The organism is Paucibacter sp. XJ19-41, assembly GCF_028462495.1.
Taxonomy (GTDB): Bacteria; Pseudomonadota; Gammaproteobacteria; order Burkholderiales; family Burkholderiaceae_C; genus Roseateles_E.
The window spans coordinates 1-25085 of sequence record NZ_JAQOWX010000020.1 but is presented as its reverse complement, the minus strand read 5'-3'; the positions used below and the strand labels follow the sequence as shown (position 1 = coordinate 25085).

19 protein-coding genes and 1 other RNA gene are annotated in these 25085 nt (G+C 66.2%); 8 read left to right on the top strand and 12 right to left on the bottom strand.

Annotated elements, in window-relative coordinates:
- Positions 1–68: 68 nt before the first annotated feature.
- Positions 69–3359: a fused isobutyryl-CoA mutase/GTPase IcmF gene (icmF, locus tag PO768_RS07490; protein ID WP_272645552.1), complete on the top strand. Its 3291-nt coding sequence runs from the start codon at positions 69–71 to the stop codon at positions 3357–3359.
- 9 nt (positions 3360–3368) lie between these two features.
- Here the strand turns inward: icmF and PO768_RS07485 are convergent, their stop codons facing one another.
- The 6 genes from PO768_RS07485 to PO768_RS07460 are packed head-to-tail and all read right to left on the bottom strand — an operon-like array spanning position 3369 to position 13726.
- Positions 3369–6422 (bottom strand): type I restriction endonuclease subunit R, encoded by a 3054-nt coding sequence (locus PO768_RS07485; protein WP_272645551.1) that lies wholly within the window; start codon positions 6420–6422, stop codon positions 3369–3371.
- Positions 6419–7153, bottom strand: a complete 735-nt coding sequence (locus PO768_RS07480; protein WP_272645550.1) for a hypothetical protein — start codon at positions 7151–7153, stop codon at positions 6419–6421. The genes PO768_RS07485 and PO768_RS07480 overlap by 4 nt, the downstream gene beginning before the upstream one ends.
- Complete coding sequence (locus PO768_RS07475) at positions 7128–8540, bottom strand: AAA family ATPase (RefSeq protein ID WP_272645549.1); 1413 nt, start codon at positions 8538–8540, stop codon at positions 7128–7130. The genes PO768_RS07480 and PO768_RS07475 overlap by 26 nt, the downstream gene beginning before the upstream one ends.
- A gap of 19 nt (positions 8541–8559) precedes the next feature.
- Positions 8560–9786 carry a restriction endonuclease subunit S gene (locus PO768_RS07470; RefSeq protein WP_272645548.1) on the bottom strand — a complete coding sequence of 409 codons (1227 nt, stop codon included), beginning with the start codon at positions 9784–9786 and terminating at the stop codon, positions 8560–8562.
- Positions 9783–11741 carry an ATP-binding protein gene (locus tag PO768_RS07465; protein ID WP_272645547.1) on the bottom strand — a complete coding sequence of 653 codons (1959 nt, stop codon included), beginning with the start codon at positions 11739–11741 and terminating at the stop codon, positions 9783–9785. Before PO768_RS07465 ends, PO768_RS07470 begins: the two co-directional genes overlap by 4 nt.
- Entirely contained in the window at positions 11738–13726 is a 1989-nt protein-coding gene (locus PO768_RS07460) for a type I restriction-modification system subunit M (protein ID WP_272645546.1), read from the bottom strand. Before PO768_RS07460 ends, PO768_RS07465 begins: the two co-directional genes overlap by 4 nt.
- Positions 13727–13914: 188 nt before the next feature.
- Between PO768_RS07460 and PO768_RS07455 the strand changes: the two genes are divergently transcribed.
- The 4 genes from PO768_RS07455 to PO768_RS07440 all read left to right on the top strand — a co-directional run bounded on the left by PO768_RS07455 (position 13915) and on the right by PO768_RS07440 (position 17516).
- Positions 13915–14187, top strand: a complete 273-nt coding sequence (locus PO768_RS07455) for a hypothetical protein (RefSeq protein WP_272645545.1) — start codon at positions 13915–13917, stop codon at positions 14185–14187.
- A gap of 12 nt (positions 14188–14199) precedes the next feature.
- The gene (locus tag PO768_RS07450) at positions 14200–14868 is read left to right on the top strand and encodes a glutathione S-transferase family protein (protein WP_272645544.1); all 669 of its coding nucleotides are present in this window, start codon (positions 14200–14202) and stop codon (positions 14866–14868) included.
- Between the two features lie 36 nt (positions 14869–14904).
- A complete protein-coding gene (locus tag PO768_RS07445; RefSeq protein WP_272645543.1) occupies positions 14905–15903 on the top strand; it encodes a metal-dependent hydrolase in 999 nt (332 codons plus the stop codon).
- Between the two features lie 65 nt (positions 15904–15968).
- Complete coding sequence (locus PO768_RS07440; protein WP_171018406.1) at positions 15969–17516, top strand: methyl-accepting chemotaxis protein; 1548 nt, start codon at positions 15969–15971, stop codon at positions 17514–17516.
- Positions 17517–17529: 13 nt separating this feature from the next.
- Here the strand turns inward: PO768_RS07440 and PO768_RS07435 are convergent.
- Together PO768_RS07435 and PO768_RS07430 are read right to left on the bottom strand one after the other, a co-directional pair.
- Positions 17530–17606: non-coding RNA, sX9 sRNA (locus PO768_RS07435), on the bottom strand.
- A gap of 62 nt (positions 17607–17668) precedes the next feature.
- Complete coding sequence (locus PO768_RS07430) at positions 17669–18157, bottom strand: hypothetical protein (RefSeq protein ID WP_272645542.1); 489 nt, start codon at positions 18155–18157, stop codon at positions 17669–17671.
- A gap of 98 nt (positions 18158–18255) precedes the next feature.
- Between PO768_RS07430 and PO768_RS07425 the strand changes: the two genes are divergently transcribed.
- Together PO768_RS07425 and PO768_RS07420 are read left to right on the top strand one after the other, a co-directional pair.
- Positions 18256–18603, top strand: coding sequence for a rhodanese-like domain-containing protein (locus PO768_RS07425; protein ID WP_272645541.1), 348 nt, complete (start codon positions 18256–18258; stop codon positions 18601–18603).
- The gene (locus tag PO768_RS07420) at positions 18600–19205 is read left to right on the top strand and encodes a class I SAM-dependent methyltransferase (protein WP_272645540.1); all 606 of its coding nucleotides are present in this window, start codon (positions 18600–18602) and stop codon (positions 19203–19205) included. Before PO768_RS07425 ends, PO768_RS07420 begins: the two co-directional genes overlap by 4 nt.
- 9 nt (positions 19206–19214) lie before the next feature.
- On the opposite strand, the gene PO768_RS07415 is transcribed toward PO768_RS07420, so the two are convergent.
- From PO768_RS07415 to PO768_RS29205, 3 genes are read right to left on the bottom strand one after another with little or no spacing between them, the layout of a single operon-like run.
- Positions 19215–20315: a calcium:proton antiporter gene (locus PO768_RS07415; protein WP_272645539.1), complete on the bottom strand. Its 1101-nt coding sequence runs from the start codon at positions 20313–20315 to the stop codon at positions 19215–19217.
- 41 nt (positions 20316–20356) lie between these two features.
- Positions 20357–21439 (bottom strand): porin, encoded by a 1083-nt coding sequence (locus tag PO768_RS07410; protein WP_272645538.1) that lies wholly within the window; start codon positions 21437–21439, stop codon positions 20357–20359.
- Positions 21440–21479: 40 nt separating this feature from the next.
- Positions 21480–23555: a 4-oxalomesaconate tautomerase gene (locus PO768_RS29205; RefSeq protein ID WP_336297753.1), complete on the bottom strand. Its 2076-nt coding sequence runs from the start codon at positions 23553–23555 to the stop codon at positions 21480–21482.
- An 80-nt stretch (positions 23556–23635) separates the two neighbouring features.
- Between PO768_RS29205 and PO768_RS07395 the strand changes: the two genes are divergently transcribed.
- Positions 23636–24556, top strand: a complete 921-nt coding sequence (locus tag PO768_RS07395) for a LysR family transcriptional regulator (RefSeq protein WP_266006128.1) — start codon at positions 23636–23638, stop codon at positions 24554–24556.
- Positions 24557–24560: 4 nt separating this feature from the next.
- Here the strand turns inward: PO768_RS07395 and PO768_RS07390 are convergent.
- The coding region (locus PO768_RS07390) for a lytic transglycosylase domain-containing protein (RefSeq protein ID WP_272645537.1) at positions 24561–25085 on the bottom strand (525 nt) is incomplete at its 5' end.

The window sequence follows — 25085 nt, the reverse complement described above, 5'->3', positions numbered from 1 at the left end:
CCCATGCTGCTAAAACGCGGGGAAGAAGCCCGGCCCGGCCGAGCCAGCACCGCGCAGGAGACATCCAGATGACCGATCTGTCCGCCGAGTACAAGGCCCTGGCCGAGTACCGCCCCACGCACAAGGTGCGCTTCGTCACCGCCGCCAGCCTGTTCGACGGCCACGACGCCGCGATCAACATCATGCGGCGCATCCTGCAGAGCATGGGCGCCGAGGTGATCCACCTGGGCCACAACCGCTCGGTCGACGAGGTCGTCAACGCGGCGCTGCAGGAAGATGCGCAGGGCATCGCGATCAGCTCCTACCAGGGCGGCCATGTCGAGTATTTCAAGTACATGGTCGAACTGCTGAAGGCGCGCGGCGGCGAGCATATCCAGGTCTTCGGCGGCGGCGGCGGCGTCATCGTGCCGGCCGAGATCCGCGATCTGGCCGCCCACGGCGTGCGCATCTTCAGCCCTGAAGACGGCCAGCGCATGGGCCTGGCCGGCATGATCGGCGAGATGGTGATGAAGAGCGACCAGGACTTCACGGTCCATGCGCCGAAGTCGCTGTCCGCGATCCAGGGCCATGGCGAGGGCGCCTGGCGCGCGCTGGCCCAGCTGATCACCGCGCTGGAAAACGGCAAGGCCGATGCGGCCATCGTGGCCGAACTGCAGGCCGCAGCCAAGACCATCAAGACCCCGGTGCTGGGCATCACCGGCACCGGCGGCGCCGGCAAGAGCAGCCTGACCGACGAGTTGATACGCCGCCTGCGCCTGGACCAGGGCGATGCGCTGCGCGTGGCCGTGATCTCGATCGACCCCTCACGCCGCAAGAGCGGCGGCGCGCTGCTGGGCGACCGCATCCGGATGAACGCGATCTCGCCGTGGAGCCAAGGCCCGCGCGTGTTCATGCGTTCGCTCGCGACGCGCGACTTCGGTTCCGAGATTTCCAAAGCCCTGCCCGATGTCGTCGCTGCGGCCAAGCTGGCCGGCTTCGATCTGGTGATCGTCGAGACCTCGGGCATCGGCCAGGGCGACGCGGCCATCGTGCCCCATGTCGATGTGCCCATGTATGTGATGACGCCGGAGTTCGGCGCGGCCAGCCAGCTCGAGAAGATCGATATGCTGGACTTCGCCGAGTTCGTCGCGATCAACAAATTCGACCGCAAGGGCTCGCTGGACGCGCTGCGCGATGTCGCCAAGCAGGTGCAGCGCAACAAAGAGGCCTGGGGCAAGAAGCCCGACGAGATGCCGGTCTTCGGCACCATGGCCAGCCGCTTCAACGACGACGGCGTCACCGCGCTGTACCAGGCGCTCAAGGGCCGACTGGCCGAGCTGGGCCTGCAGTTCGGCGAGGCCAGATTGCCCATCGTCGATACCCGCCACAGCACCCACCAGACCCCCATCGTGCCGGCCGCCCGCTCGCGCTATCTGGCCGAGATCGCCGACACGGTGCGCGGCTACAAGAAGGCCGCCCGCGAACAGGCTCGCATCGCCCGTGAGGCCCAGCAGCTGCGCGCCTCGATGGCGATGCTGAAGGCCGCCAACCCGGACAAGCACCGCGCGATGGATGCCTTGAACGAGCTGGCCGAGAAGCGCGAGACCGCGCTAGACAAGGCCGCCGCCCAGCTGATCGCGCAGTGGCCGGACATGCAGAAGGCTTACGCGGGCGACGAATACGTCGTCAAGATCCGCGACAAGGAGATCCGCACCGCGCTGGTCTCGACCAGCCTGTCCGGCACCAAGATCCGCAAGGTCGTGCTGCCGACTTATGAAGACCATGGCGAGCTGCTGAAGTGGCTGCTGCTGGAGAACGTGCCCGGCAGCTTCCCCTACACCGCCGGCGTGTTCGCCTTCAAGCGCGAGGGCGAGGACCCGACCCGCATGTTTGCCGGCGAGGGCGATGCCTTCCGCACCAATCGCCGCTTCAAGCTGGTGTCCGAGGGCATGCCCGCCAAGCGCCTGTCGACCGCCTTCGACTCGGTGACCCTGTACGGCGCCGACCCCGATCCGCGCCCCGACATCTACGGCAAGGTCGGCAACTCCGGCGTCTCTATCGCGACCTTGGACGATATGAAGGTGCTGTACGACGGCTTCGACCTCTGCAGCCCGACGACCTCGGTCTCGATGACGATCAATGGGCCTGCGCCGTCTATCCTGGCGATGTTCATGAACACCGCGATCGACCAGAACCTCGCCAAGTTCCGGACCGACAACGGCCGCGAGCCCACCGCCGACGAGGCCGCCAAGATCAAGGACTGGGTGCTGGCCAATGTGCGCGGCACGGTGCAGGCCGACATCCTGAAGGAAGACCAGGGCCAGAACACCTGCATCTTCTCGACCGAGTTCTCGCTGAAAGTGATGGGCGATATCGCCGAGTACTTCGTCCACCACAACGTCCGCAATTTCTACTCGGTCTCGATCAGCGGTTACCACATCGCCGAGGCCGGCGCCAACCCGATCAGCCAGCTGGCGCTGACCCTGTCGAACGGCCTGACCTTTGTCGAGGCCTATCTGGCGCGCGGCATGCACATCGACGACTTCGCGCCGAACCTGAGCTTCTTCTTCAGCAATGGCATGGACCCCGAGTACACGGTGCTGGGCCGGGTCGCGCGCCGCATCTGGGCCGTCGCGATGCGCGACAAATACGGCGCCAACGAGCGCTCGCAAAAGCTCAAGTACCACATCCAGACGAGCGGCCGCTCCCTGCACGCGCAGGAGATCGCCTTCAACGACATCCGCACCACCTTGCAGGCACTGATCGCGATTTACGACAACTGCAACAGCCTGCACACTAATGCCTACGACGAGGCGATCACGACGCCCACCGAGGAAAGCGTGCGCCGCGCGATGGCGATCCAGCTGGTGATCAATCGCGAGTGGGGCCTGGCCAAGAACGAGAACCCCAGCCAGGGCGCTTTCATCATCGAGGAGCTGACCGAGCTGGTCGAGGAAGCGGTGCTGGCCGAGTTCGAGAAGATCGCCGAGCGCGGCGGCGTGCTCGGCGCTATGGAGACCGGCTACCAGCGCAGCAAGATCCAGGAAGAGAGCATGCATTACGAGATGCTCAAGCACACCGGCGAGTACCCCATCATCGGCGTCAACACCTTCCGCAACCCGCATGGCGAGACCGTGCCAGAGACCATCGAGCTGGCCCGCTCGACCGACGAAGAGAAGCAGTCGCAGCTGGCGCGCCTAGCCGACTTCCACGCCCGCAACGCTGGTACGGCGCCGGCCATGCTGGCCCGCCTGCAGCAGGCCGTGATCGAGAACCGCAATGTCTTCGAGGTGCTGATAGAGGCCGTGCGCGTCTGCTCGCTGGGCCAGATCACCAGCGCGCTGTTCGAGGTGGGCGGGCAGTACCGGCGGAGTATGTGAGCTGATCTATCAGGGCGGGTCGGTGCGGCCCTCAGGTCCGCGCCGCAAACGCCCGTAGACGGCGCGCGACACCCACTCCGCCACCACGCTCTTGAAATCACGCTCGTTCATGAAGCGAGCGAAGATGCCCTCGTTCTGCTCCATGCGCTCGATGAACAAGGTGTCAAGCAAGCCGGCAAACAGCAGCGCGAACTTGTCTTCCGGGTTGGCCAGCGCAGCCTCGTGCAGACCTGCATCGCTCACAGCCGCTTCGATGATCTGATCGAAAAAGAGTTGATCGGCATCGGTGAAGTCGGTGCCGAAGCGATCATTCATCACATCGATCAAGCGCGACAGCGGCAGCTCGGCATCCCGCGCCAGTCCACTGCCCACCGCACGCGGCCCATGCAGGGGCAACGCGTCCTCGCCGCCCCGCAAGCTGATCGATCCTTCGCTGATCTTCTGCAGCCGGTAATAGGCCAGCCGCACCTCGTCGTCAAAGCTGTAGGCCGGCCCGGCGCCACGCGTCGGCAGCTTGGGCGACAGCAGACGCACGAAGGTGTGGAGCCGCTCCAGATCGGAATCCTGATACGGAATCACCTGGGACAGGAAGGCATAGAGATTGCGAAACGCTGCCAGCTTGCCGCGCCACAGTTCCGCCGCCTCTTCGTCCTGCGCCAGCAGCGCGCGGAAGCGGTCCACCGCCGGATCCAGCGCTGCATTCATGGCCTGGTGATCGGCCGGGCTCTGGCGCTCTCGGGGCTTGAAGTAGACGGCGATGAACCGGTCCACCTCGTCCTGTAGATAGATGCCCGAGGCGTCCAGTTCCGCCTTGATCACATACATCTGATGCGGCTGGGCTTCTTCGCCCTGCTGAGCGCCGTCGTAGAACTGCTTGAACGCGGCGCGTATGTCCTCGCGCTCATTGACGAAGTCCAGCACGAAGGTGTCCTCCTTCAGCGGGTGCATACGATTGAGGCGAGACAGGGTCTGCACCGCCTGGATGCCGGCCAGGCGCTTGTCCACATACATGGTGTGCAGCAAGGGCTGGTCAAAGCCGGTCTGGTACTTCTCGGCCACCAGCAGCACCTGGTAGTCGGTGCTGTCGAACTGCTCGGGCAGCTCGGCCTCTTTGATGCCCTGGTTCATGCCCACCTCGGTGAACACCTGGCCCGGCAGTTCTTCGTCCTGCACCTCGCCCGAGAAGGCCACCAGGGTCTTGATCCAAGCATAGCCCTTGGCCCGCAGATAGGCATCGAAGGCCCGCTTGTAGCGCACGGCCTCCAGGCGCGAGCCCGTCACAACCATGGCCTTGGCCTTGCCGCCCAGGCGGTGGCGTGTGGCCGCATTGAAATGCTCGACCATCACCTCGGTCTTCTGGGCGATGTTGTAGGGGTGCAGCCGCATGAAGCGGGCCAGCGCCTTGGCCGCCTGCTTGCGCTCCACATGGGGGTCATCCTCGCCGGACTTCACCAGCTGGTAGTAGGTGGCGTAGGTCGTGTAATGCGCCAGCACATCCATGATGAAGCCCTCTTCGATGGCCTGCCTCATGGTGTAACGGTGAAAAGCCTGGCCGCCGGACTCGCGGCCGAACACCGCCAGCGTCTTGTGCTTGGGCGTGGCGGTGAAGGCAAAGAAGCTGATGTTGGCCTGGCTGCCGCGCTTGGCCATGCTGCGGTACAGCGCCGCCAGGTCTGGCACGCCCTCTTCCACCGCATAACGCGCCGCCTGCTCGCGCAGCACCTGCCCACCCAGCACCTCCTTCAGGTCGGTGGCGCTCTCGCCGGACTGCGAGCTGTGCGCCTCGTCGATGATCACCGCGCAGCGCTTGGTGGGCAGCACGCCACTCTCGCCATCTGCTCCGCGCTCTTCGGCCATCTTCACCAGCTGGCGTGCGACGAAGGGGAATTTCTGCAAGGTCGAAATGACGATGGGCACGCCGTTCGTCAGCGCCTCGGCCAACTGGCGCGAGTCGTCGTCGATCTTCTGCACCACGCCCTGGCGGTGCTCGAACTGGTAAATCGTGTCCTGCAGCTGCCGGTCCAGCACGCGCCGGTCGGTGATCACGATCACCGTGTCGAACACCTTGGCGTCGGCCGCGTCATGCAGCGAGGCCAGTCGGTGCGCCAGCCAAGCAATCGTGTTGCTCTTGCCGCTGCCGGCCGAGTGCTCCACCAGGTAGTTGTGGCCCGGACCTTCAGCTTTCGCAGCAGCCTCCAGCGCACGCACCGCCTGCCACTGGTGAAAGCGCGGAAACACCAGGGTCTCCTTGCGCAGCCGGCGCCCGTCCTCGCCGCGCTTGTCTTCCACCTGCAGGTGCATGAAGCGCGCCAGGATGTCCAGCCAGGCCTCGCGCTGCCAGACCTCCTGCCACAGATAGGCCGTGCGCAGCTGCTCGCCCGCCGGGTCGGGCGGGTTGCCCGCGCCGCCGGCATGGCCGCGATTGAGAGGCAAGAACTGCGTGGCACTGCCGGCCAGCCGCGTGGTCATGAAAACCTGTTCGGTATCGACCGCAAAATGCACCAGCGCCCGGCGCTTGAACTCGAACAGCGGTTCGCGGTGGTCGCGGTCCTGCCGGTACTGGCGCTTGGCGTCTTCCACCGTCTGCCCCGTCATCGGGTTCTTCAGCTCCGCCGTAGCCACCGGCAGGCCGTTCAGGCTCAGCACCAGGTCCAGCTCATTGCTGTTCTGCCGGCTGTAGCGCAGCTGCCGTGTCACGCCCAGCCGGTTCGCCGCGTACTGCGCCGCCAGCTCCGGGTTCATGCCATGGGCCGGCTGAAAGAAGGCCATGCGCAGCGTGCGCCCCTGGCATTTGAAGCCATTGCGCAGCACCGCCAGCGTGCCGTGCGTGTCCAACCAATGGACCAGGTCCTTGAGCACCAGGGCTTCGGTCTGGCCGCCGTTCAGCGACTCCAGGCGGGCCCATTCCTTGGGCTGGGTAGCTCGGATAAACGCGAGGGCCTCTTTGGGGAATAGGTGGTGGGTGAGGTCGTAGCCAGACTTGTTCAGCAGCTGCCAGCCGTTGCTGAGCAGCGAACTTTCTATGGCCGATTCGAACGACGCTTCGTCATACCGCTCGTTCATGCAGCCCCCACATTTGCTCGACCTTCAAGTTTTGCCAAGTGCGACAACGCTGCCGCCCGCAATGGCACACAGAACTCCCTGTACTTGCCGCTGCCATCACGGTAAGGCCAAGCTGCAATCAACTGCCGCACTTTGGCGGGTGACTTCAACGGTTGGGGCGAGCGCGGATGTAAGCCCATTTCCAAGATAGCCCGCTTCCGCAGCTCCATCAGGCGACTGTCATCCAAACCAATTGCCTTGATTGTTTCGCCTGCTGCCAGATCTGCCGCATTCGCCGGCGCGATCTCGCCATTCAGGCCGAAGGAAAATCGCGTCTCGCAATCCGCATCCAGTGGAGATACAAACCCGGCTGCGCCAGCATCGGGCCACCATTTGTCTTTTTTGACCGCACCATATCCGGGTGGCGCCGGTGAATTGGGTGCGGGGAAGCAGGCGACCAAGTTGTACCAGGCGACGTCTTCTCTGCTCAATGCCACATTCGCCAGCTCGCGCTGCGCGTCTTCGGCTCGACATGTACGCTGTGGCTTCAGGTGCTCAATATGCGCCGCTTTCAGGTCAATGCGTTTCAGCGTGTAGGCGCAGAGGTGCCCTTGTTCAGCAAGCAACGCTTCCAGCACTTTCTCGACGGGAAAGCCACCCCTGCCGTACACCAGGTTCTGCGGCACCGTGGCGTTCTCAGTCCGCCAGTCAGTCACCGCTTGGCATTCATTGCCCTTCTGAATCTGTTTCATCGCCCAAGATCTCCCATCGATCGATTGCTGCGTTGGCACCGATCAGTTCCTTGTCATCACCAAACTCCGCGCGCAATGCTGTCACCTGCTTGCGGGCTTCACGAAGTTCACCGCTCTCCATCAAACGGTCAATGTCGTCGAGGCCCGCCTGCAGCCGCACATTTCTCTCCGGCGTATCCATGACGTGGCGAAGAATCCAGCCGCTGTCACGCCCAAGTGATTCATCCAAAACCTCAGTCTTGCCTCCCTCGTGCAGCAATATGGCCCGGCCCGCAGGCGTTTCACCAATGACCTGTGGGGAGTGACTGGTTGCGATGAACTGCAGTTGAGGAAACGCTGCGGGCAGGTCCGCTGCAATGCGACGCTGCCATTGCGGGTGAAGGTGTAGATCAATTTCGTCCAACAAGACGACGCCATCGCCTTGCTTCACTGGATCCTTCTCACCCTCGTTGAGGGTCGCTAACCTGATCGCAATGTCAGCACCGATGGCCGCCAAACTGCGCTCACCATCTGACAACCAGCCAACAGGAATATCCCTGGCCTCGTCAACGAGTTGCTCTTCCCCTCGGTCGTTGATCCTCGAAACCTTCACGGTGCGCGTCACGCGCATGTCCTTACCGTCCACCCGCCAGTCTTGAACCTCTGGCAGCAAGGTAGCGAGCGCACTTCGCACAGCGTCCAGTTGTTGGGCGTATCGCTCCGATGGGTCTCCTTGAGCTTCTGCATCCGCAATCAAGGCTTCGCGTCCGCGCCACCATTCGGCAAGCCCCGAGATGGCCAACCCGCGCTCAGCGTCAAATGCGGCCTCATATGCAGGCACTTTGGCCGTCGCCTTAGGAACGCGGTGCGTCGCGATGGCCCGGCGCACGGAAAGGAAGAGAACAAGTGGCAACGGGCGTCGAGCCTTGAACTTCTTGTCCGGCTCGGGGAAAAGCCGGGCACCGACTTCCGGACGCTCACTGGTTTGCCCTCGAAGAGTCCCTTCCAATCGCACGTCGCCTGCCTCGGGCCGTTCACCGCGCCGGAGACTGGGCAGTTCTTCTACATCGCGTATGTCCTTGAGCCCGCCTGCGCTGGCGTCGCGAAGCTGTTCGCGTTGCTCAGACATGGTGAGCTGAAAGTCTGTTCCATGAATGGAGAACTCCATCTCAACGACTGAAAAATCGCGCCCCACGGTGATGTCCTCGGGCTTGATCGCAATATCCCTGAACGGGCTCGCTGGAGTCGTTTCTTGCACAGCCTTCGCCAGCAAAATTCTCATCGCCTCCAACAAGGAGGTCTTGCCTGCCCCGTTGATACCGACCAGCAGGTTAAAGCCCGGCTGGAGCCGAAATTTAGCCAGGCCGAGCCCTCTGAAGCTGTTGATCGTGATCGTGCGTATCAGCATCTTCCCTCCTACCTAATCCTCATGCATGACCACTGACGGCGCGCGCAATCAGAGCTGTACGCCGCTCTTCCAGCAAAGCAACCGTGTCCTTGGTGGCATTGCTCAAACCGTCCATGTGTTGGACTTGATCGGCAATGGTTCGCGCTATCTGCGTCTGTTCCGACAGCGGCGGGACTGGCATCCAAGCCTCGAACAAGCCCTCGGGGTAAAGCCGCATCCGCGAGGACCAAACACCTTTTGAATAACGCGTGATTTCGGCAACGAACATCGGAGTCCGCACCAGATAGTCCAGGTAGTCGGGGTCAAAGGCTTGAACGGGCCGGTAGACGTTGTAGGCCGGGCTCACGATGCCTTCCTGGCGTGCAACTCCCATGGCCCCCATCCATGCCCAGAGCGTGTTGATGACCAAATCACCAGCGCGGCAGCGCTTGTAGCCCTCATTGCTTTCGGCGAGAAACATATTCACCTCTTTCTCGGCGCGTGTGGTCACGCCGGTGAGGTGAGACACCGTCAAGAGCTCCTCCGAACCGTCTTCAGATCGCTCGTCAATTTCTGTGAACAGCCAGCGCGTTCTCTCGGTACGCCAGTGCGTCGGCATGTACCCCAGCCAGTCAATGTTCGACTCGCGCATCCGCACTTCCGGATTCAGCCCACGCGTGACGGCGTTGGCGACGAGTGCTCGACGCTTTTCCGTCAATAGATCCAACATGCTCTGCTTAGCCTCGATCAACGCGCTGATGTGATCGGCTTGTGTTGACAGGGCCCGTTCGATTTCGCACTGCTCAGCCAATGGCGGCACATAGATCTCGATATTGCCTATGTCTGCCCAGTCGGCGCGCGGCATCTTTGACCCGAAGGTGGTGGTATCGACCTCGCGAATGAAGTCGGGCGCCAGCAGGGCTCGACACAGGTAGTCGCTGCGAATGCAATCCTTGGGTCTGAGGACCAGCGCCTCGGTGGTGCAAGCGCCGGCAAAGGTGGCAACCCAGGCCTTGGCCAGATAGGGCCGCAACTTGCCGAAGAGCACATCACCGGGCTCAAAGAGATTGACCGTGCTCGTTCCGTCAGCGAGCTCGTCGCCTTCCAAGCCCTGAACACTCAAAAGCTTGCCGGTTCGTGACTGGATGTTCTCCAGGCCAACATAGGGCGAGCCTTCAGGGCGCGATTCGGCTCGTGCGCCGACAAGCGTCGCGGCGTACTTGAGCTTCAGCATGTGTCGTTCTTGGCTGGCCTCTTCGCTGCTCATTCCACCCCCTTCACCGCCCGATACGCCTGCCCCGGATCATTCGGTTCTTCGGGCCGTGTCATCACCAGCCGGCCGTCGCGCATCAGCGGGCGCAGGTAGTTGTTGCGCACATAGCGGGCGTGGCGGCGCAGCAGCATGGCCAGTTCTTCGGCCTGCCAGGCGCGCAGGCGGCACAGGTCCACCACGGCGTCGCACACCTCGCCGGGTGGGTGGCGCTGACCAAAGGCGCCGATGCGGGCGGCCAAGGCCCCGGGAATCTCGTCCAGGAGGACCTTGCGGCGCGCATCGTCCTCGGGCGTGGACTGGGTAGACAAGGGGATCTCGGGGTTGGTAGACAAGCCGGCGAGGTTGGTAGACAAGCCCTGGGGGTTGGTAGATAAGGCGACCGACTTGCTAGATAAGCCCCGGGGGTTGCTAGACAAGGCGTCATCGGCCCCATCTGCCGCAGCCCGCTCACCCAGGCCCAGCCGCTCAGCCGGCACATAGTAAGTGGCCGAACCACGGCCTTTTTGCTGCAGCAGGCCGGCGTCGCGCAGGCGGCGCAGGGCGGCACTGGCGGCCAGGGTGTCCACCTTGCTGAGGGCACGGTAAGCGGCGTTGTCGATGGCACCGGCTTCGCGCACCACGATCAGGGCCTTGGCTTCGTCGCTGCTGAGCTGCGCATCCCTGAACTGGGCCAGCCAGGCGATGTCGTCGGCGCCCAGGAAATGGTGAAAAAAATAGCGGGCCACGAACTGGTCATTGCCGCGGTCGGACTCGAACAGCGGTGGGGTCAGGCCGGCGCGCTCCATGGTCTCGCGCATCACGCGGATGCCACTGCCCTTGGTTTCGGCAAAGCGGGTCTCGTGCAGCACGGCTGCGATGCGCGGGTTGCGCGGCTCACTGCCGGGCTCGCCCAGATGCTCGGGCGACTTGAGCGAGAAACCGGGGTTGCGGATCTCCAGCCGGTTGGCGTAGCGGATGATCTGCACCGGTGCATGGCTGCGGTAGCTGCGGTGCATCAGCGCGTTGACCAGGGCCTCGCGGATCACGCGCTGCGGGATGACGGGTTTGTCCTGGCGCTGCAGGTCGCCTTCCTTGAGGTCGAAGCCCTTGGGCAGATCGTCCAGCACGGCGGCCTGGGCACGGCGGATCAGGCGGAAGAGCGGGTCACGCAGCTCCACCGTGTCGAAGCGTCGCTCGGGGTCGGGCACCCATTCGCGGCCGGGCACGCGGATGTAGTCCACCCGCGTCATCGGGAAGCAGCGGCGCAGGGCTTGCGGCTTGCCAAACAGCATCAGGCCGGCCACCGTGGGGCGCCAGACGCCCTGGCCGTCAGCGGCGATGCAGCCCAGAGAGCGCAACAGCTCTTCGTCGCTCCAGCGCAGTTCCTCGGCGTCGCGGTTGGCCTCGGCGCGGGCCTGGCGGTAGTCGGCCAGGGCTTCGGGAGCCAGGTCGTCCAAGCCCGCATCCGGCACCAGGCCGGCGTCGAAGCTGTCGCGCTGCCGGCCCTGGTAGAACACGGCGAGGTCGTCTTCGGTGCAGCGCTGGTCGATGCTGCCCACGCGGCGAAGTGCACCGCGCGGCAGGCCCTGGGCCTTGAAGAAAATGGGCTTGTCCTGCGACGGCGCCTCAGGCACGAAGGCAACGATCACGGCTTGGCCATTGATCTGCTCGGTGCTGAGCTCGATGCGCAAGGGCACATTGAAGCTCTCGCGACACTGCGTGGCCAGGTCGGCGCAGAGCTTGTCAGGCAGGGGCACACCCTCGACCTCGTAGCTGGGGAACAGCGCCATCTCCTCGCGCACCACGCCCAGCAGCAGCCAGCCGCCGCCCAGGCCAGGCTCATTGGCGAAGGCGCAGACGGTTTCCAGCAGCGACTTGCCGGCTTCGCTGGCGCGCTTGGCCTCGATGCGCTCGGTTTCGTCGAGGAGGTTCAGGCTCTGCAAAAGTTCGAGCGCGCTGGCTGTGCTCACGGGCGTGCCTCCGCCGTCACCTCGGCCAGTAGACGCAGGATCTCGGCCTCGGCTTTCTTCAGATCGGCATCGATGGCCTCCAGCGGGCGCGGCGGCGTGAACTTGTAGAAGTGGCGGTTGAAGTTGATCTCGTACCCGATCTTGGTCTTGTCGTGCGCCACCCACGCGTCGGGCACATGGGGCAGGACCTCGCGCTCGAAATAGGCCTGCACGTCTACCTTCAGCGGCACGTTCTCGAAGTCCCTCAAAGCCGCATCGGGCTCGAACTCGACGCGCTTGCCACTGCGCTTGAGCACCACGGGCTCGGCAGCCGGGTCGATCTCGGTGAAGGCATCGCGGAAGGCCTTGGACTGGCCAGCGCGCCACTTGCTGCCGCGCTCCAGCAAGACGGCCTGTACGGCATCCCAGGCGGCATTCCAATCGTCAATGGGCTCGCGGCCCAGCACCTTGTCGATGGCCTGCAAGTCGTCCAGCAGGTCGGGGCAGGCATCTAAGAAACGTTCCTTGCGCTCCAGGTTGATTTGGAAGCGCAAGCGCAGCGGGCGTTCGATGGTGAGACGGCGATAGCCGAAGTCTTCCTTGTCGAACAACTTGCAGGTCTCGCCCGGCTGCATGGCGCCGTACTCGCACACGATGTCCTGGATGTGGGCCTCAGAGAACTCGCGGCGCTTGTCGCCCAGGCTGCGGCGCAGCGGCTGCCAGCGCTCGCGGGCATCGATCAGCTGGATCTTGTCGCGCCGTTGAGCTTCCTTGCGGTTGCTGACGATCCAGATGTAGGTGCCGATGCCGGTGTTGTAGAACATCTGCTCGGGCATAGCGACGATGGCTTCCAGCCAATCGTTCTCAATCACCCATCTGCGGATCTCGCTCTCGCCCGAGCCCGCGCCGCCGGTGAACAAGGGGGAGCCGTTAAAGACGATGGCCAGGCGGGAACCGCCAATGCCAGACTTCGAATCCACCGGCTCGCGTTTGCTAAGCATGTGCTGCAAGAACAGCAAGGCGCCATCGTTGACACGCGGCGTACCGGCCTCGAAACGCCCGTCCTTGCCTAGCTTCTCGTGCTCGCGAACGACTTCCTTTTGCTGGCGCTTCCAGTCCACGCCAAAGGGCGGATTGGCCAGAAAGTAATCGAAACGCTCTCCCTTGAACTGGTCATCAACCAGGGTGTCGCCAAAGCGAATCGTGGAGGTTTCAGGGTCCTTGGGGTCGCTGCGCATCAGCAGGTCGGATGCGGCGACAGCATAGGAGCGTTTGTTGAAATCCTGACCATATACATACAGCTTGGCGCCGGCCTGGTGCTCATGCAGATAGCGCCGCGCCTCGGACAACATGCCGCCGGTGCCGCAGGTCGGGTCCAGCATCTTGCGCACAGTGCCAGGAGTGCGCAGCAGCTCGTCGTCATGCATGAACAGCAGGCTGACCATCAGGCGGATGACCTCGCGCGGTGTGAAGTGGTCGCCCGCTGTCTCGTTGGCCTGCTCATTGAATCGGCGGATCAAGTCCTCGAACAACTGGCCCATCTCGATGTTGTCCACCACATTCGGGTGCAGGTCCACCTCGCAGAACTTGCGTACCACCAGGAACAGGATGTTGTGCTCATGCAGCCGCTGGATCTCATCGCCGAAGCTGAAGCTCTCGAAGATGCGCCGGACGTTCTCGGAGAAGCCGTTGATGTACGTCTGCAAGTGCAGATGCACATGATCCGGATCGCCCAGCAGGCGCTCGAATGACAAAGGCGAGTGGTTGTGAAAGCGCTGGCCCGATTCCTTGTTCAAGACTGCATCCAGAGCTTCGCCCTCAAGTTTTCCGCCCAGCTTGGCATGCCGAGCCAACACGGCCTGCTTGGTGGGTTCGAGCACGCAATCGAAGCGCCGCAGTACCACCAAGGGGAGCATCACACGCTCGTACTGAGGCGGGCGGTAGGGACCACGCAACAAGTCGGCGATGGCCCAGATAAAGTTCGACAGGTCTTGGCTTTGGCTCATCAGGATCGGCGATTGGCAGGATTTCTCGTTCTTGTCATTGATGCAGGCAACAAGCGTCGGAGAGTGATTATCCTGCCCTTGCGCCTACAAGAGCAGCAGGGCGATGCCTCATGCGTTTCTTGAGGTGGTAGTCTTGCCTCCTCAGTAGCAACGCGGCGCGAGGAGACCCCATGGGCCAAGGCTTCGGAATGGAAACACCCGCCAAGCACCATCCCGGCACGCTGCGCCAGGCGGCCCGCTATCTGGTGGTGATCGAGTCCGGCGGCGTGATGCTGGCGCGGTTGTTTCTGGAGACGCGCGAGCAGATCGCCGAGTTCGATGCCAGCACCGAGGAAATGGCCTCGATGATCAGCGGTGCCGCCGCGACCCAGGGCGCCGGCGGCGCGGAATGGGACCGCGCGCTGGCCGGCCACAGCGGCGACGAGCGCGCGGCCGCCAAGGTCTACAGCCTCGCCATCTAGGGACTCCGGCCCTTGCTGACCCTCTACCACTGCCTCAGCGCCCGTTCCTTCCGCCCGCTGTGGGCGCTCGAAGAGCTGGGCCTGAACTACCAGCTGATCGTCCTGCCCTTCCCGCCCCGCGTGCACGACAAGGGCTATCTGGCCCTGAACCCGCTGGGCACCGTGCCGCTGCTGCTGGACGGCGAGACGCGCCTGACCGAGTCGGCCGCGATCTGCCAATACCTGGCCGCAAGACATGACCCCGGCGGCCTCGATGTGAGCACGGCCGAGGCCGACTACGGCGCCTATCTGAACCTGCTGCATTTCGGCGAAGCCACCCTGACCTTCCCGCAGACCCTGCTGCTGCGCTACCGCTTCTTCGAGCCGGCCGAGCGCCGCCAGCCCCAGGTGGCCGAGGACTACGCCAAATGGTTTCTGGCCCGGCTGCGCACGCTGCAGCCGCGCCTGGCCGCGCAGGACTGGCTCTGCGCCGGCCGCTTCACGGCCGCCGACATCTCGGTAGGCTATGCGCTGCTGCTGGCCCGCCATCTGGGGCTGGATGCGCAGTTCACGCCGGCCGTGGCCGCCTACTGGGCGCGGCTGCAGCAGCGCGACGGCTGGCGCCGCGCGCTGGCCGTGCAGACCGAGGCCGCCCAGGCCCAGGGCATCTCGCCCATCGCCGCGCCCGATATCCGCCCCTAGGACAGGTCAAGCCAGAAGCGTCCAGAATCCGCCCCCATGGATTCACTCTCGCAAATCGCGCTGGGCGCCGCCGTCGGCGTCGCGGTGATGGGCCGGCGCACGGCCTTGTGGAAGTCGGCGCTATGGGGCGCCGTCTGCGGCACCCTGCCCGATCTCGATGCCTTCATCGACCACGGCGATGCGCTCAGCAATATGGTGCTGCACCGGGGCAACAGCCATGCGCTGTTCTGGCTGAGCCTGGCCGCCGCGCCGATCGCGGCCGGCATCGCCGCGCTGCAGCGCGAGCGCGCGCTGTTCGGGCGCTGGCTGCTGGCGGTCTGGCTGGCCCTGATCACGCATCCGCTGCTCGACTACATGACGATTTACGGCACCCAGCTGCTGCGCCCCTTCAGCAGCGAGCCGCTGGGCCTGGGCAGCATCTTCATCATCGACCCGCTCTACACGCTGCCGCTGCTGATCGGCACCGGCGCGGCCCTGGCCGGCGGCGCGCGGGCGCTGCGCTGGAACGCGGCCGGCCTGCTGCTGTCGACCGCCTATCTGGGCTGGTGCGCGCTGGTCCAGCAGCATGTCGAGCAACTGGCGCGCCAGAGCCTGGCCGGCCAGCCGGTGCAGCGCCTGCTGGTCACGCCCAGCCCCTTCAACACGGTGCTGTGGCGCATCGTCGCGATCACGCCCGCTGGCTATCGCGAAGGCTTCTACTCGCTGCTGGATGCCAGACCGACGATACGTTTCGACAGCTTTGACCGCGGGGAGGCGCTCTACGAGGCCTTGAAGACCCACCCGCCGGTCGCGACCCTGGCCGCCTTCAGCGACGGCTTCTTCAAGCTGGAGCGCAAGGCCGACCAGGTGCTGATCACCGATCTGCGCATGGGCCAGGAACCGCACTACATCTTCAGCTTCGCCGTCGCCGAGCAGCACTCCCCGCTGCAGCCGCTGGACCGTCCGCAGCAGCTGGGCTCGCGCGGTGACCTGCGGGCCGGGCTGGCCTGGCTGTGGCGACGCCTGCGCGGCGAGGACATCGCGCCGCCGCGCTGAAATTTCTCCCTGGCATGCATCCTGCTGATGCAGAATCAGCGCGACAAAGCGCCAGGGAGCATGCAATGGAACTGCTGCGTAATCTGCGTATCGGCCGGCGTCTGGGCCTGGCTTTCGGACTGGTCCTGCTCTTGCTGGCCGTCGTCAGCTGGGTCGGCGTGCAAGGCAGCACGCGCGTCTTTGCCGACCTGAAGACCATTTACGAGGACCGCACGATCCCGCTCAAGCAGATCGGCGAGGTCGACGGGCTGATGCTGCGCAACCGCATCCTGGTGATGGAGATGCTGCGCGACCCGGCCGCGCTGCCGGCGCTGGACAGCCAGCTGCAGGCCAATATCGCCCAGGTCAGCAAGACCTGGAAAGCCTATATGGACAGCTATCTGACGCCGCAGGAAAAACAGCTGGCCGAGGCCTTCACCCAGGTGCGCGGCAGCTATGTGCGCGATGGCCTGCTGGCCGCCCGTGACGCGCTGAAGGCCGGCGAACTCGCGCGCGCCCAGGCCCTGTACGGCGAGCGCATCGTGCCGCTGGGCCAGCAGGCCAAGGACGGCATCGACGCGCTGATCAAGCTGCAGATCGAGGTGGCCGCCGCCAGCTACAGCCAGGCTCAAGCCACCCGCGACAGCGTGCGTGCCTGGAGCCTCGGTGTCAGCCTGGTCGCGGCGCTGATCGCGGTGGTGGCCGGCCTGATGAGCACCCGCTCGATCACCGGCCCGATGCGGGAGGCGGTCAGCTTCGCGCAGACCGTGGCCAGCGGTGATCTGCGCGCGGCGGCGGCCGTCCAGGGCCGTGACGAGGCGACCCAGCTGATGACGGCGCTGAACCAGATGAACGGCTCGCTGGTGCAGATCGTCTCCCAGGTGCGCGACAGCAGCGAGAGCATCGCCACCGGCTCGCGCGAGATTGCCAGCGGCAGCATCGACCTGTCCCAGCGCACCGAGGAGCAGGCCAGCAATCTGCAGCAGACCGCCGCCTCGATGGAGGAACTCTCCAGCACGGTGCGCAACAACGCCGACACCGCCGCTCAGGCCAATGCGCTGGCCTCGGCCGCCGCAGCGGCCGCCGGCCAGGGCGGCACGGTGGTGGCCCAGGTGGTCAACACCATGCAAGGCATTGCCGAGGCCTCCAAGCGCATTGCCGACATCATCGGCACCATCGACGGCATCGCCTTCCAGACCAATATCCTGGCCTTGAACGCGGCGGTCGAGGCGGCGCGGGCCGGCGAGCAGGGCCGCGGCTTCGCGGTCGTCGCCGCCGAGGTGCGCGCGCTGGCCCAACGCTCGGCCCAGGCGGCCCGCGAGATCAAGGTGCTGATCAATGACAGCGTCAGCCAGGTCGAGTCGGGCTCGCGCCTGGCCGATGACGCCGGCAGCGCGATGGGCGGCATCGTCGACCAGGTGCGCCAGGTCAGCCAGCTGATCGCCGAGATCGCCGGCGCCAGCAGCGAGCAGAGCAAGGGCATCGGCCAGATCGGCGACGCCGTCAACCAGCTCGATCAGGTCACGCAGCAGAACGCCGCCCTGGTCGAGGAAAGCACCGCCGCCGCCGAAAGCCTGCAGCACCAGGCCGCCGAGCTGGCGCGGCTGGTCGGGGTGTTCCAGCTGGCACGTTGAGCAGGGCCTCAGAGGCTGAGAATTTTCCGTAGCGAGCCGTTGCCAGGCTAGGCGGACGGAGCGCAGGAACCGGAACGTACTTGGGTACGTGAGGATTCCGAGCACCGCCCAACGACGCATGGCGGCGGCGCAGTAGAAAAATCCTCAGACTCTCAGCCCGGCTTCTGGAACTCCGCCGCGATCCAGGCGCTGGCGCTGGCGCGGCTGAGCTTGAAGCTGGGGCGCACCTTGACCTCGGCCAGCTGCGTGCCCATCTCGTCATGCGCGCTCAGCAGCGCATAGGGCTCGTCCTCGTCGGGCACGATGTCCAGCCGCACCTCGATCTGGGCGCTGTCGGTCGTGATCCGCAGGCTCTGATGCAACTGGGCATGCAGCTGCTGTTCATGGCGGCGCAAGACCTCGGAGGCGGTCTTCACCAGGGTGTTGAAGGCGTTGACGTCCAGCGGCTTGGGGTTCTTCTTGTCGCGCCCCATGGTCCAGGGTCCGACCAGGGCCGGCTCGCTCTGGCCCGCCAGGATCATCGCGACGGCCCAGCCCTCATCGTCCTCGTTCTTGATCACGCGGGCGGTCCAGCGGGCATCCTGCCACAGGCGCGGCTCCTGGATGGCGGGGCGTTCATCGGAAATGGGATCGTCGGACATGGCGTGACTCGGGCAAGCTGGGCGCGCAGCATAACGCCTGCTCGCCTTCGTCACGCCAACGGTGTAAAAGGAGGGCCTCAGTTCCCGAGGAGACCACCATGACCTGGTTTTCACAACTCCTGCCGGTCGAGCCGCCGCCGGACATCGTCCCGCCGGCCCGAGAGATGCCCACCGATGCCTTGCTGATTGATGTGCGCTCCTACAGTGAATACATGTCCGGCCACCTGCCGGGCGCACGCTGCATCCCGCTGCCGCAACTGGCCGAGCAGATCGCCCATCTGGCCCCGGATCGGGACGAGCCCATCATCCTGTACTGCGCCTCCGGTGCACGCTCCGAGCAGGCCCTGGGCCTGCTGCAGCAGCAGGGCTATACCGAGGCCTACAACGGCGGTGCCGCCGTGCAGCTGGCCGAGCGCCTGCGACGCCCGCTGGAGCGGGGCCTGTGAGCACGCTGGCGCAGTACCGCCGACGAGCCCCCTTCTACGATCTGGAGCTGGCGCCCTTCGAGCCCTTGCGCCGCAGCGCGATCGCCAGCCTTGAGCTGCGGCCCGGCCAGCGCGTGCTGGACCTGGGCTGCGGCACCGGCCTGAGCCTGGCGGGCCTGCTGCAGCAGGTCGGGCCGCGCGGCCACGTGATCGCCATCGAACAATGCCCGGAGATGCTGGAGCGGGCGCGCCAGCGCGTCGCCGCTCACGGCTGGCGCAATGTCTCGCTGCTGGCCGCCGGCGTGGCCGAGGCGCCGCTGAGCGGCCGCTGCGACGCCGCACTCTTCCATTTCACCCACGACATCCTGCAGCAGCCGCAGGCGCTGCAGCATGTGGCCGCGCACCTGAAGCCCGGCGCGGCGCTCGCGGCCACCGGCCTGGTGTGGGCGCCGCCCTGGGCGGTGCTCAGCAATCTCTTCGTGCTCGGCGCGGCCCTGCATTCGATGGCCTCGCTGGCCGGCCTGGACCGGCCCTGGGCCGGGCTGCTGGAGCTGAGCGGCGAGCTGGACCTGCGCTACCACTGCCTGGGCGCGGTCTACCAGGCCACCGGCCGCATGCCCTGACCCCCTCGCTCAGGGCACGACCGCGAGGAACAGGAACACCGCGAACAGCACCAGGTGCACCGCGCCCTGCAGCACCGTCGCGCGGCCGGCGCCCAGGGTCAGCGTGCCGACGACAAAGGTCAGCAACAGCAGCACCATGCTGACCGGCTCCAGCCCCAGCACCAGCGCATGGGGGAAGAACAGCGAGAGCACGGCCACCGCCGGAATCGTCAGCCCGATGCTGGCCAGACCCGAGCCCAGCGCCAGGTTCAGGCTGGTCTGCAGCCGGTTGTGCATCGCCGCGCGCACCGCTGCCAGCGTCTCTGGGGCCAACACCAGCAGGGCCACGATCACACCCACCAGCGCGCTGGGCGCGCCGATGCTGCGCACCGCGTTCTCTATGCTGGGCGCCAGCAGCTTGGCCAGGCCGACGACGCCGACCAGGCAGACCATCAGCAGCGCCAGGCTGGCCAGCGCGATCTTGTTGCCGGGCGGCGCGGCATGGGTGTGGTGGTCGTCCACCCCCTCGGCCGGCAGGAAGTAGTCGCGATGCCGCACCGCCTGCACGAACACAAAGGCCGCGTACAGCACCAGCGAGACGACGCCGGCAAACATCAGCTGGCTCTGCGAGAAGGTGGGGCCGCGTGTGCTGGTCGTGAAGGCCGGCAGCACCAGGGTCAGGGTCGACAGCGCGGCCAGCACCGCCAGCGTCGGGCTGGTGCCCTCGATGCGGAAGGCCAGCACCCGGTGGCGCATGCCGCCGACCAGGATGCACAGCCCGACCACGCCATTGCAGACGATCATGATGGCCGAGAACACCGTGTCGCGCGCCAGCGCATTGGCGCTCTCGCCGCCGGCCAGCATCAGCGAGACGATCAGCGCCACCTCGATGATGGTGACCGCCACCGCCAGCACCAGAGAGCCATAGGGCTCGCCGACGCGGTGGGCCACCACCTCGGCATGGTGAACGGCCGCCAGCACCGCCGCGATCAAGCACAGCGACACCAGTGCGATCAGCAGCCCCGACAAGGCCGCACCACCCAGCAACAGCAACAGGGCCACCGCCACCAGCGGCGACAGCAGACTCCACAGCGGCAGGACGAAGGGGAGTTTCTTCAGTGGATTTGGCATGGGTCAAGCATAAAGGCAAGACCGCGCCCCCTCGGCGCCACTCAGAAGCTGTGACGCATCCCGAGCTCCACGCCGCTGGACTTGCCGCCGCCGGCCAGGCCGCTGGCTCCGCCCGGTATCACATAGCTGGAGGCCCCCTGGTTGTCGATGCGCGCCAGCGTGCCGTAGAGCGCGCTGCGCTTGGACAGCTCGTGCACATAGCCCAGGCCCAGCTGGCGAGCCCCGTTCGCGCCGATGGCGCTGCTGCCAACCCGCCCGGCAAGATCGACCTCGTGCCAGCTCAGCTTCAGCTGCCCGGCCGCGCCGACGGGCAGCCAGGCGCCCAGCAACCAATGGGTCTGGCGTGCCGCGCCCAGCTCGAAGCGGCGCCAGGCGGCCGACAGCTTCAGCGGGCCGAAGTCATAGCTGCCGCCCAGGGCCAGATCGTCGAGCCGGTCCGCGCCGGTCAGATTGTTCTCGCTGCGGGTCAGCGCGGCGGCGATATTGAAGGTTTTGCTCGCATAGCCCAGGCGCGCACCGAACAGCTTGTGCTGGCCGGCGGCCGCCGTGCCGCCCTCGCCGGCCGCGGCCATCAGCCCGCCCTCCCAGCCGTCCAGGCCGCCGGGCAGCAGGTACTGGAGAGCATTGCTGGAACGCACCGTGGTGTTGGCGCCCGAGCCGAAGGCCGCGCGCAGCGGTCCCACCGGCGTCGCCGAGATGAAGTTGTTGGCGCCGGCCACGCCGACATAGCTGAAGGGGTCGTAGCGGCTCCAGTTGCTGTAGCTGGGCACGAAGTCGCGGCCGGCACGCAGCTCGCCCCATTGCTTGCTGCTCAGGCTGACGGTGGCGCGGCGGTCCCAGAACATCGTGCTGTTGGCGGGCGTGCCGCTGTCCAGCAGGATGCCGTGCTCCAGATGGAAGCCGGCCGCGAGGCCGCTACCCAGGTCTTCGCTGCTGCGGATGATGATGCGGCTGGTCGAGTTGCTGCCGCTGACCAGGGAGCTGACCCCGCCCCGGCCCTGGTTGCTGACATGGCGCACTGCCGCGTCGGCGATGCCACCCAGGGTCACGTTCTGCGCGCCGGCCGCCAGCGCGGCGCAGGCGCCGAGCACGGCCACCATAGTTGCCTTGATATTGTTTTGCATGCCTATCTGTCTCCTGTTGTTATCGGGGCTTGATCGGGGCTCAGTCGGCGCTCAGCTTGGCCTGCACGACGACGCGCTTCCACTTGGCCAGCTCGCTCTTGACCAGGGCGCCGAACTGCTCGGGCGTGCTGGTTTCGACATCGGCGCCGTGGTCCTCGATGCGCTTGATCGTGTCCTTGTCGGCCAGCACCTGGTTGAGGGCCTTGTTGAGCTGCTCGACGATGGGCCTGGGCGTCTTGGCCGGCGCGAAGAAGCCGTACCACTGCTGCACCTCGACCCCGTCGATGCCGGCCTCCTTCAGCGTCGGCACCTCGGGCAGGGCGGCCAGGCGCTTCGGACCGGCGACGGCCAGCGCGCGCAGCTTGCCGGACTTGACATGGGGGTATGCGGTGAAGACGCTGGGGAACATGAACTGGGTCTGGCCGGCCACCGTGTCGGTGACCGCCGGGGCCGAGCCCTTGTAAGGCACGCCGGCCATCGAAACGCCGGCATTGAGCTTGAAGAGCTCGGCGGCGAAATGCGGCGCCGTGCCATTGCCGGCCGAGGCGTAGAAGTAGGCCTCGGGCTTGGCCTTCAGCTGGGCCAGCATGTCCTTGACGTCCTTGATCGGCAGCTTGGGATTGGCCACCAGCAGGGTCGGCGAGTAGCCGACCAGGCCTATCGGTTCGAAGTCGGCCACCGGGTCGTAGCGCAGCTTCTGCAGCACCGGGTTCATGCCGTGGGTGGCGATATAGCCGAAGAACAGGGTGTAGCCGTCCGGCGTCGCGCGGGCCACATACGCGCTGGCAATCGAGCCGGTGGCGCCGGCGCGGTTGTCGATGATGATGGTCTGGCCCAGCAGCGTGCCGAGCTTTTGCGCGATGCTGCGCGCCATCGCATCGTTGCCGCCGCCGGCCGCGGTCGGCACGACGATGGTGATGGTCTTGTCCGGATAGGCCTGGGCGGCGGGCGCCGCCGTCACCAGGGCGCTGGCCAGGGTCGCCGCCAGGACCGGGGCGATTGCTTGCTTGAACATCGGGTCGTCTCCTTGTGTAGGTCTTGAAAAAACATAGTCCGGGATGTGCAGCTGGCCCTGCAGGATCTTGCGGGCCGTGCGCAGCAGGGCCGCGCGCCGGATCTGGGCCTGCTCGCCGCTGCCGGCCAGCTCGACCTCGACCTCGATGCGGCCCTGCGGATGCAGCACCGCGATGCCGCGGCTGCCGCTGCGCTGCAGCGCGCCGCTGGCCACCGTGCCGGGCAGCGCGAAGGCGGCGGCCACACCGATGGCGCCAGTCACCGCATGCGAGGCATGGCAGCGGCGCGGCGTGAAGTAGCGCGAGCGGATGCTGTGCTCGTCGTCGCCGGGGCTGACGATCACCGGCTTCGGGATCACGCTGGCCGATACATCGCCCAGCCCCATCAGCTCGCCGGCGGCGCGGCGCAGCGCCTCCAGGCGCTCCAGCAGCGGCAGGTCTGCGTCCAGCTCGGCGGGCGACTCGCGCCCGCTCAGGCCCAGGTCGGCGGCGCGCACCAGCATCAGCGGCATCGCCGCGTCGATGCAGCTCATCTCGATGCCGCCGATCCGGTCGATGCGGCGACCGCTCGGGAACACCGCGCCGGTCACCGCCCCCCAGGCGTCCAGGAACTCCAGCTTGATCGGTGCGGCCGTGCCGGCCACGCCGTCGATGCTGGTCAGGCCCTCATAGCGGATGCGGCGCTGCGGCGTCTGCACCGTCACATCGATGCGCGAGCGGGTGTTGACATTGAAGACCCGCACCGTGGTCTCACCCTCATCGGCCTCGATCAGGCCCTGCTCCAGCGCGAAGGGCACGACGCCGGCCAGCATGTTTCCGCAGTTGGGCCGGGTGTCGACCGAGCGCTGGCCGACGCCAACCTGGGCGAACAGATAGTCGAGCGCGCAGCCCGGCTCGCGGGAGCGCGAGACGATGGCCACCTTGCTGGTCAGCGAGCTGCCGCCGCCGACGCCGTCGACCTGCAGCAGATCGGACGCGCCGATCGCGCCGATCAGCGCCTGGTCGCGCAGGTCCTCGTCTTCGGGCAGCCATTCGCGCAGGAAGAAAGGGCCGCGCGAGGTGCCGGCTCGCATCAGGACGCAGGGAAGGGTCAGGGCTTGCATGGGACGGATCTTGGGCGATCCACTCATGCATGTGAATTGCATAGTTATGATCGATTGATCCACTCAACGCATCAGCACATATGGCGATCAATTTCGACCTGAACGATCTGCTGGCCTTTCGCGCGGTGGCCGAGCTGGGCAACTTCCGGCGCGCGGCCGAGGCCGTGCACATCTCGCAGCCGGCCTTCAGCCGCCGCATCGACAAGCTGGAGCAGGCGCTGGGCGTCAAGCTGCTGGACCGCACGACGCGCCGTGTCAGCCTGACCGCGGTGGGCCGCGATTTCGCCCGCAAGGTGCAGCAGCTGCTCGACGAGCTGGACAACACCTTGCTGGGCATACGCGGGGTCTCGGCCACCCGCATGGGCGAGGTCAGCATCGCCTGCGTGCCGTCCACCGTCTACTACTACCTCTCGCGCGTGATCGGCCGCTACCGCGAGCGCTATCCGAAGATACGGCTCAAGGTCTTCGACGCCGGCGCCGGTGCGGTGTTGGACGCGGTGGCACGCGGCGAGGTCGATTTCGGCCTGAACTTCATCGGCAGCCAGGAGCCCGATATCGAGTTCCATGCGCTGCTGGAGGAGCGCTTCGTCGCCGCCTGCCGGCGCGACCATCCGCTGGCCCGCAAGCGCCAGGTGGCCTGGCACGAACTGGCCGCCTACGACTACATCGCGGTGGCCAAGAACTCGGGCAACCGGCTGCTGCTGGACCAGGCGCTGGCCGGTGTGGCCGGCCTGCCGGAGGCCGTCTACGAGACCCAGCATGTGACCACCACGCTGGGCCTGGTCGAGGCCGGGCTGGGCGTGGCGGCGGTGCCCTCGCTGGCGATGCCGGACAAAAGCCATCCGCTGCTGGTCAGCGTGCCCCTGGTGGAGCCGGCCGTGAGCCGCCATGTCGGGCTGATACGGCGCAAGGGCCGCAGCCTGTCACCGGCGGCCCAGCAGCTCTATGACTTTTTCGTCGAGATGAAGCTCAAGCCGGCCGCGCGCAAGAAGGCGGGCTGAGGGCTCAGCCGGGCGCGCGGCGCGAGCCCAGCACCGGCGAGGGCGCGGTCACGCTCGGGTCGAAGGGGTGGCTGCGCTGGCCGCCGATCGCGGCCAGGATGCGCCGCACATACATCCGCGTCTCGGCATAGGGCGGCACGCCGCGGTAGCGGTCCACCGCGCCCTCGCCGGCGTTGTAGGCCGCCAGAACCAGGGACAGATCGCCCTCGAAATAGGCCAGCAGCCAGCGCAGATAGGCCATGCCGCCGCGGATGTTCTGCACCGGGTCGGTGATCTTCCTGACCTTGAAGCGGGCCGCCGTGTCGGGGATCAGCTGCATCAGGCCCTGGGCCTTCTTCGGTGATTCGGCCAGCGGGTCGAAGTTCGATTCGGTGGCCATCACCGCCAGCACCAAGTGCGGGGCCAGCTGGTAGTCGGGTGCCACCAGCGTGACGAAGCGCACGATCGGTTCGGGCGCATTGGCCGGCGGCGGCGGCGGGGGTGGCGGCGGCAGGCGGGTGCCGGGCTTCAGCGGCGCCGGGTCGGTGTC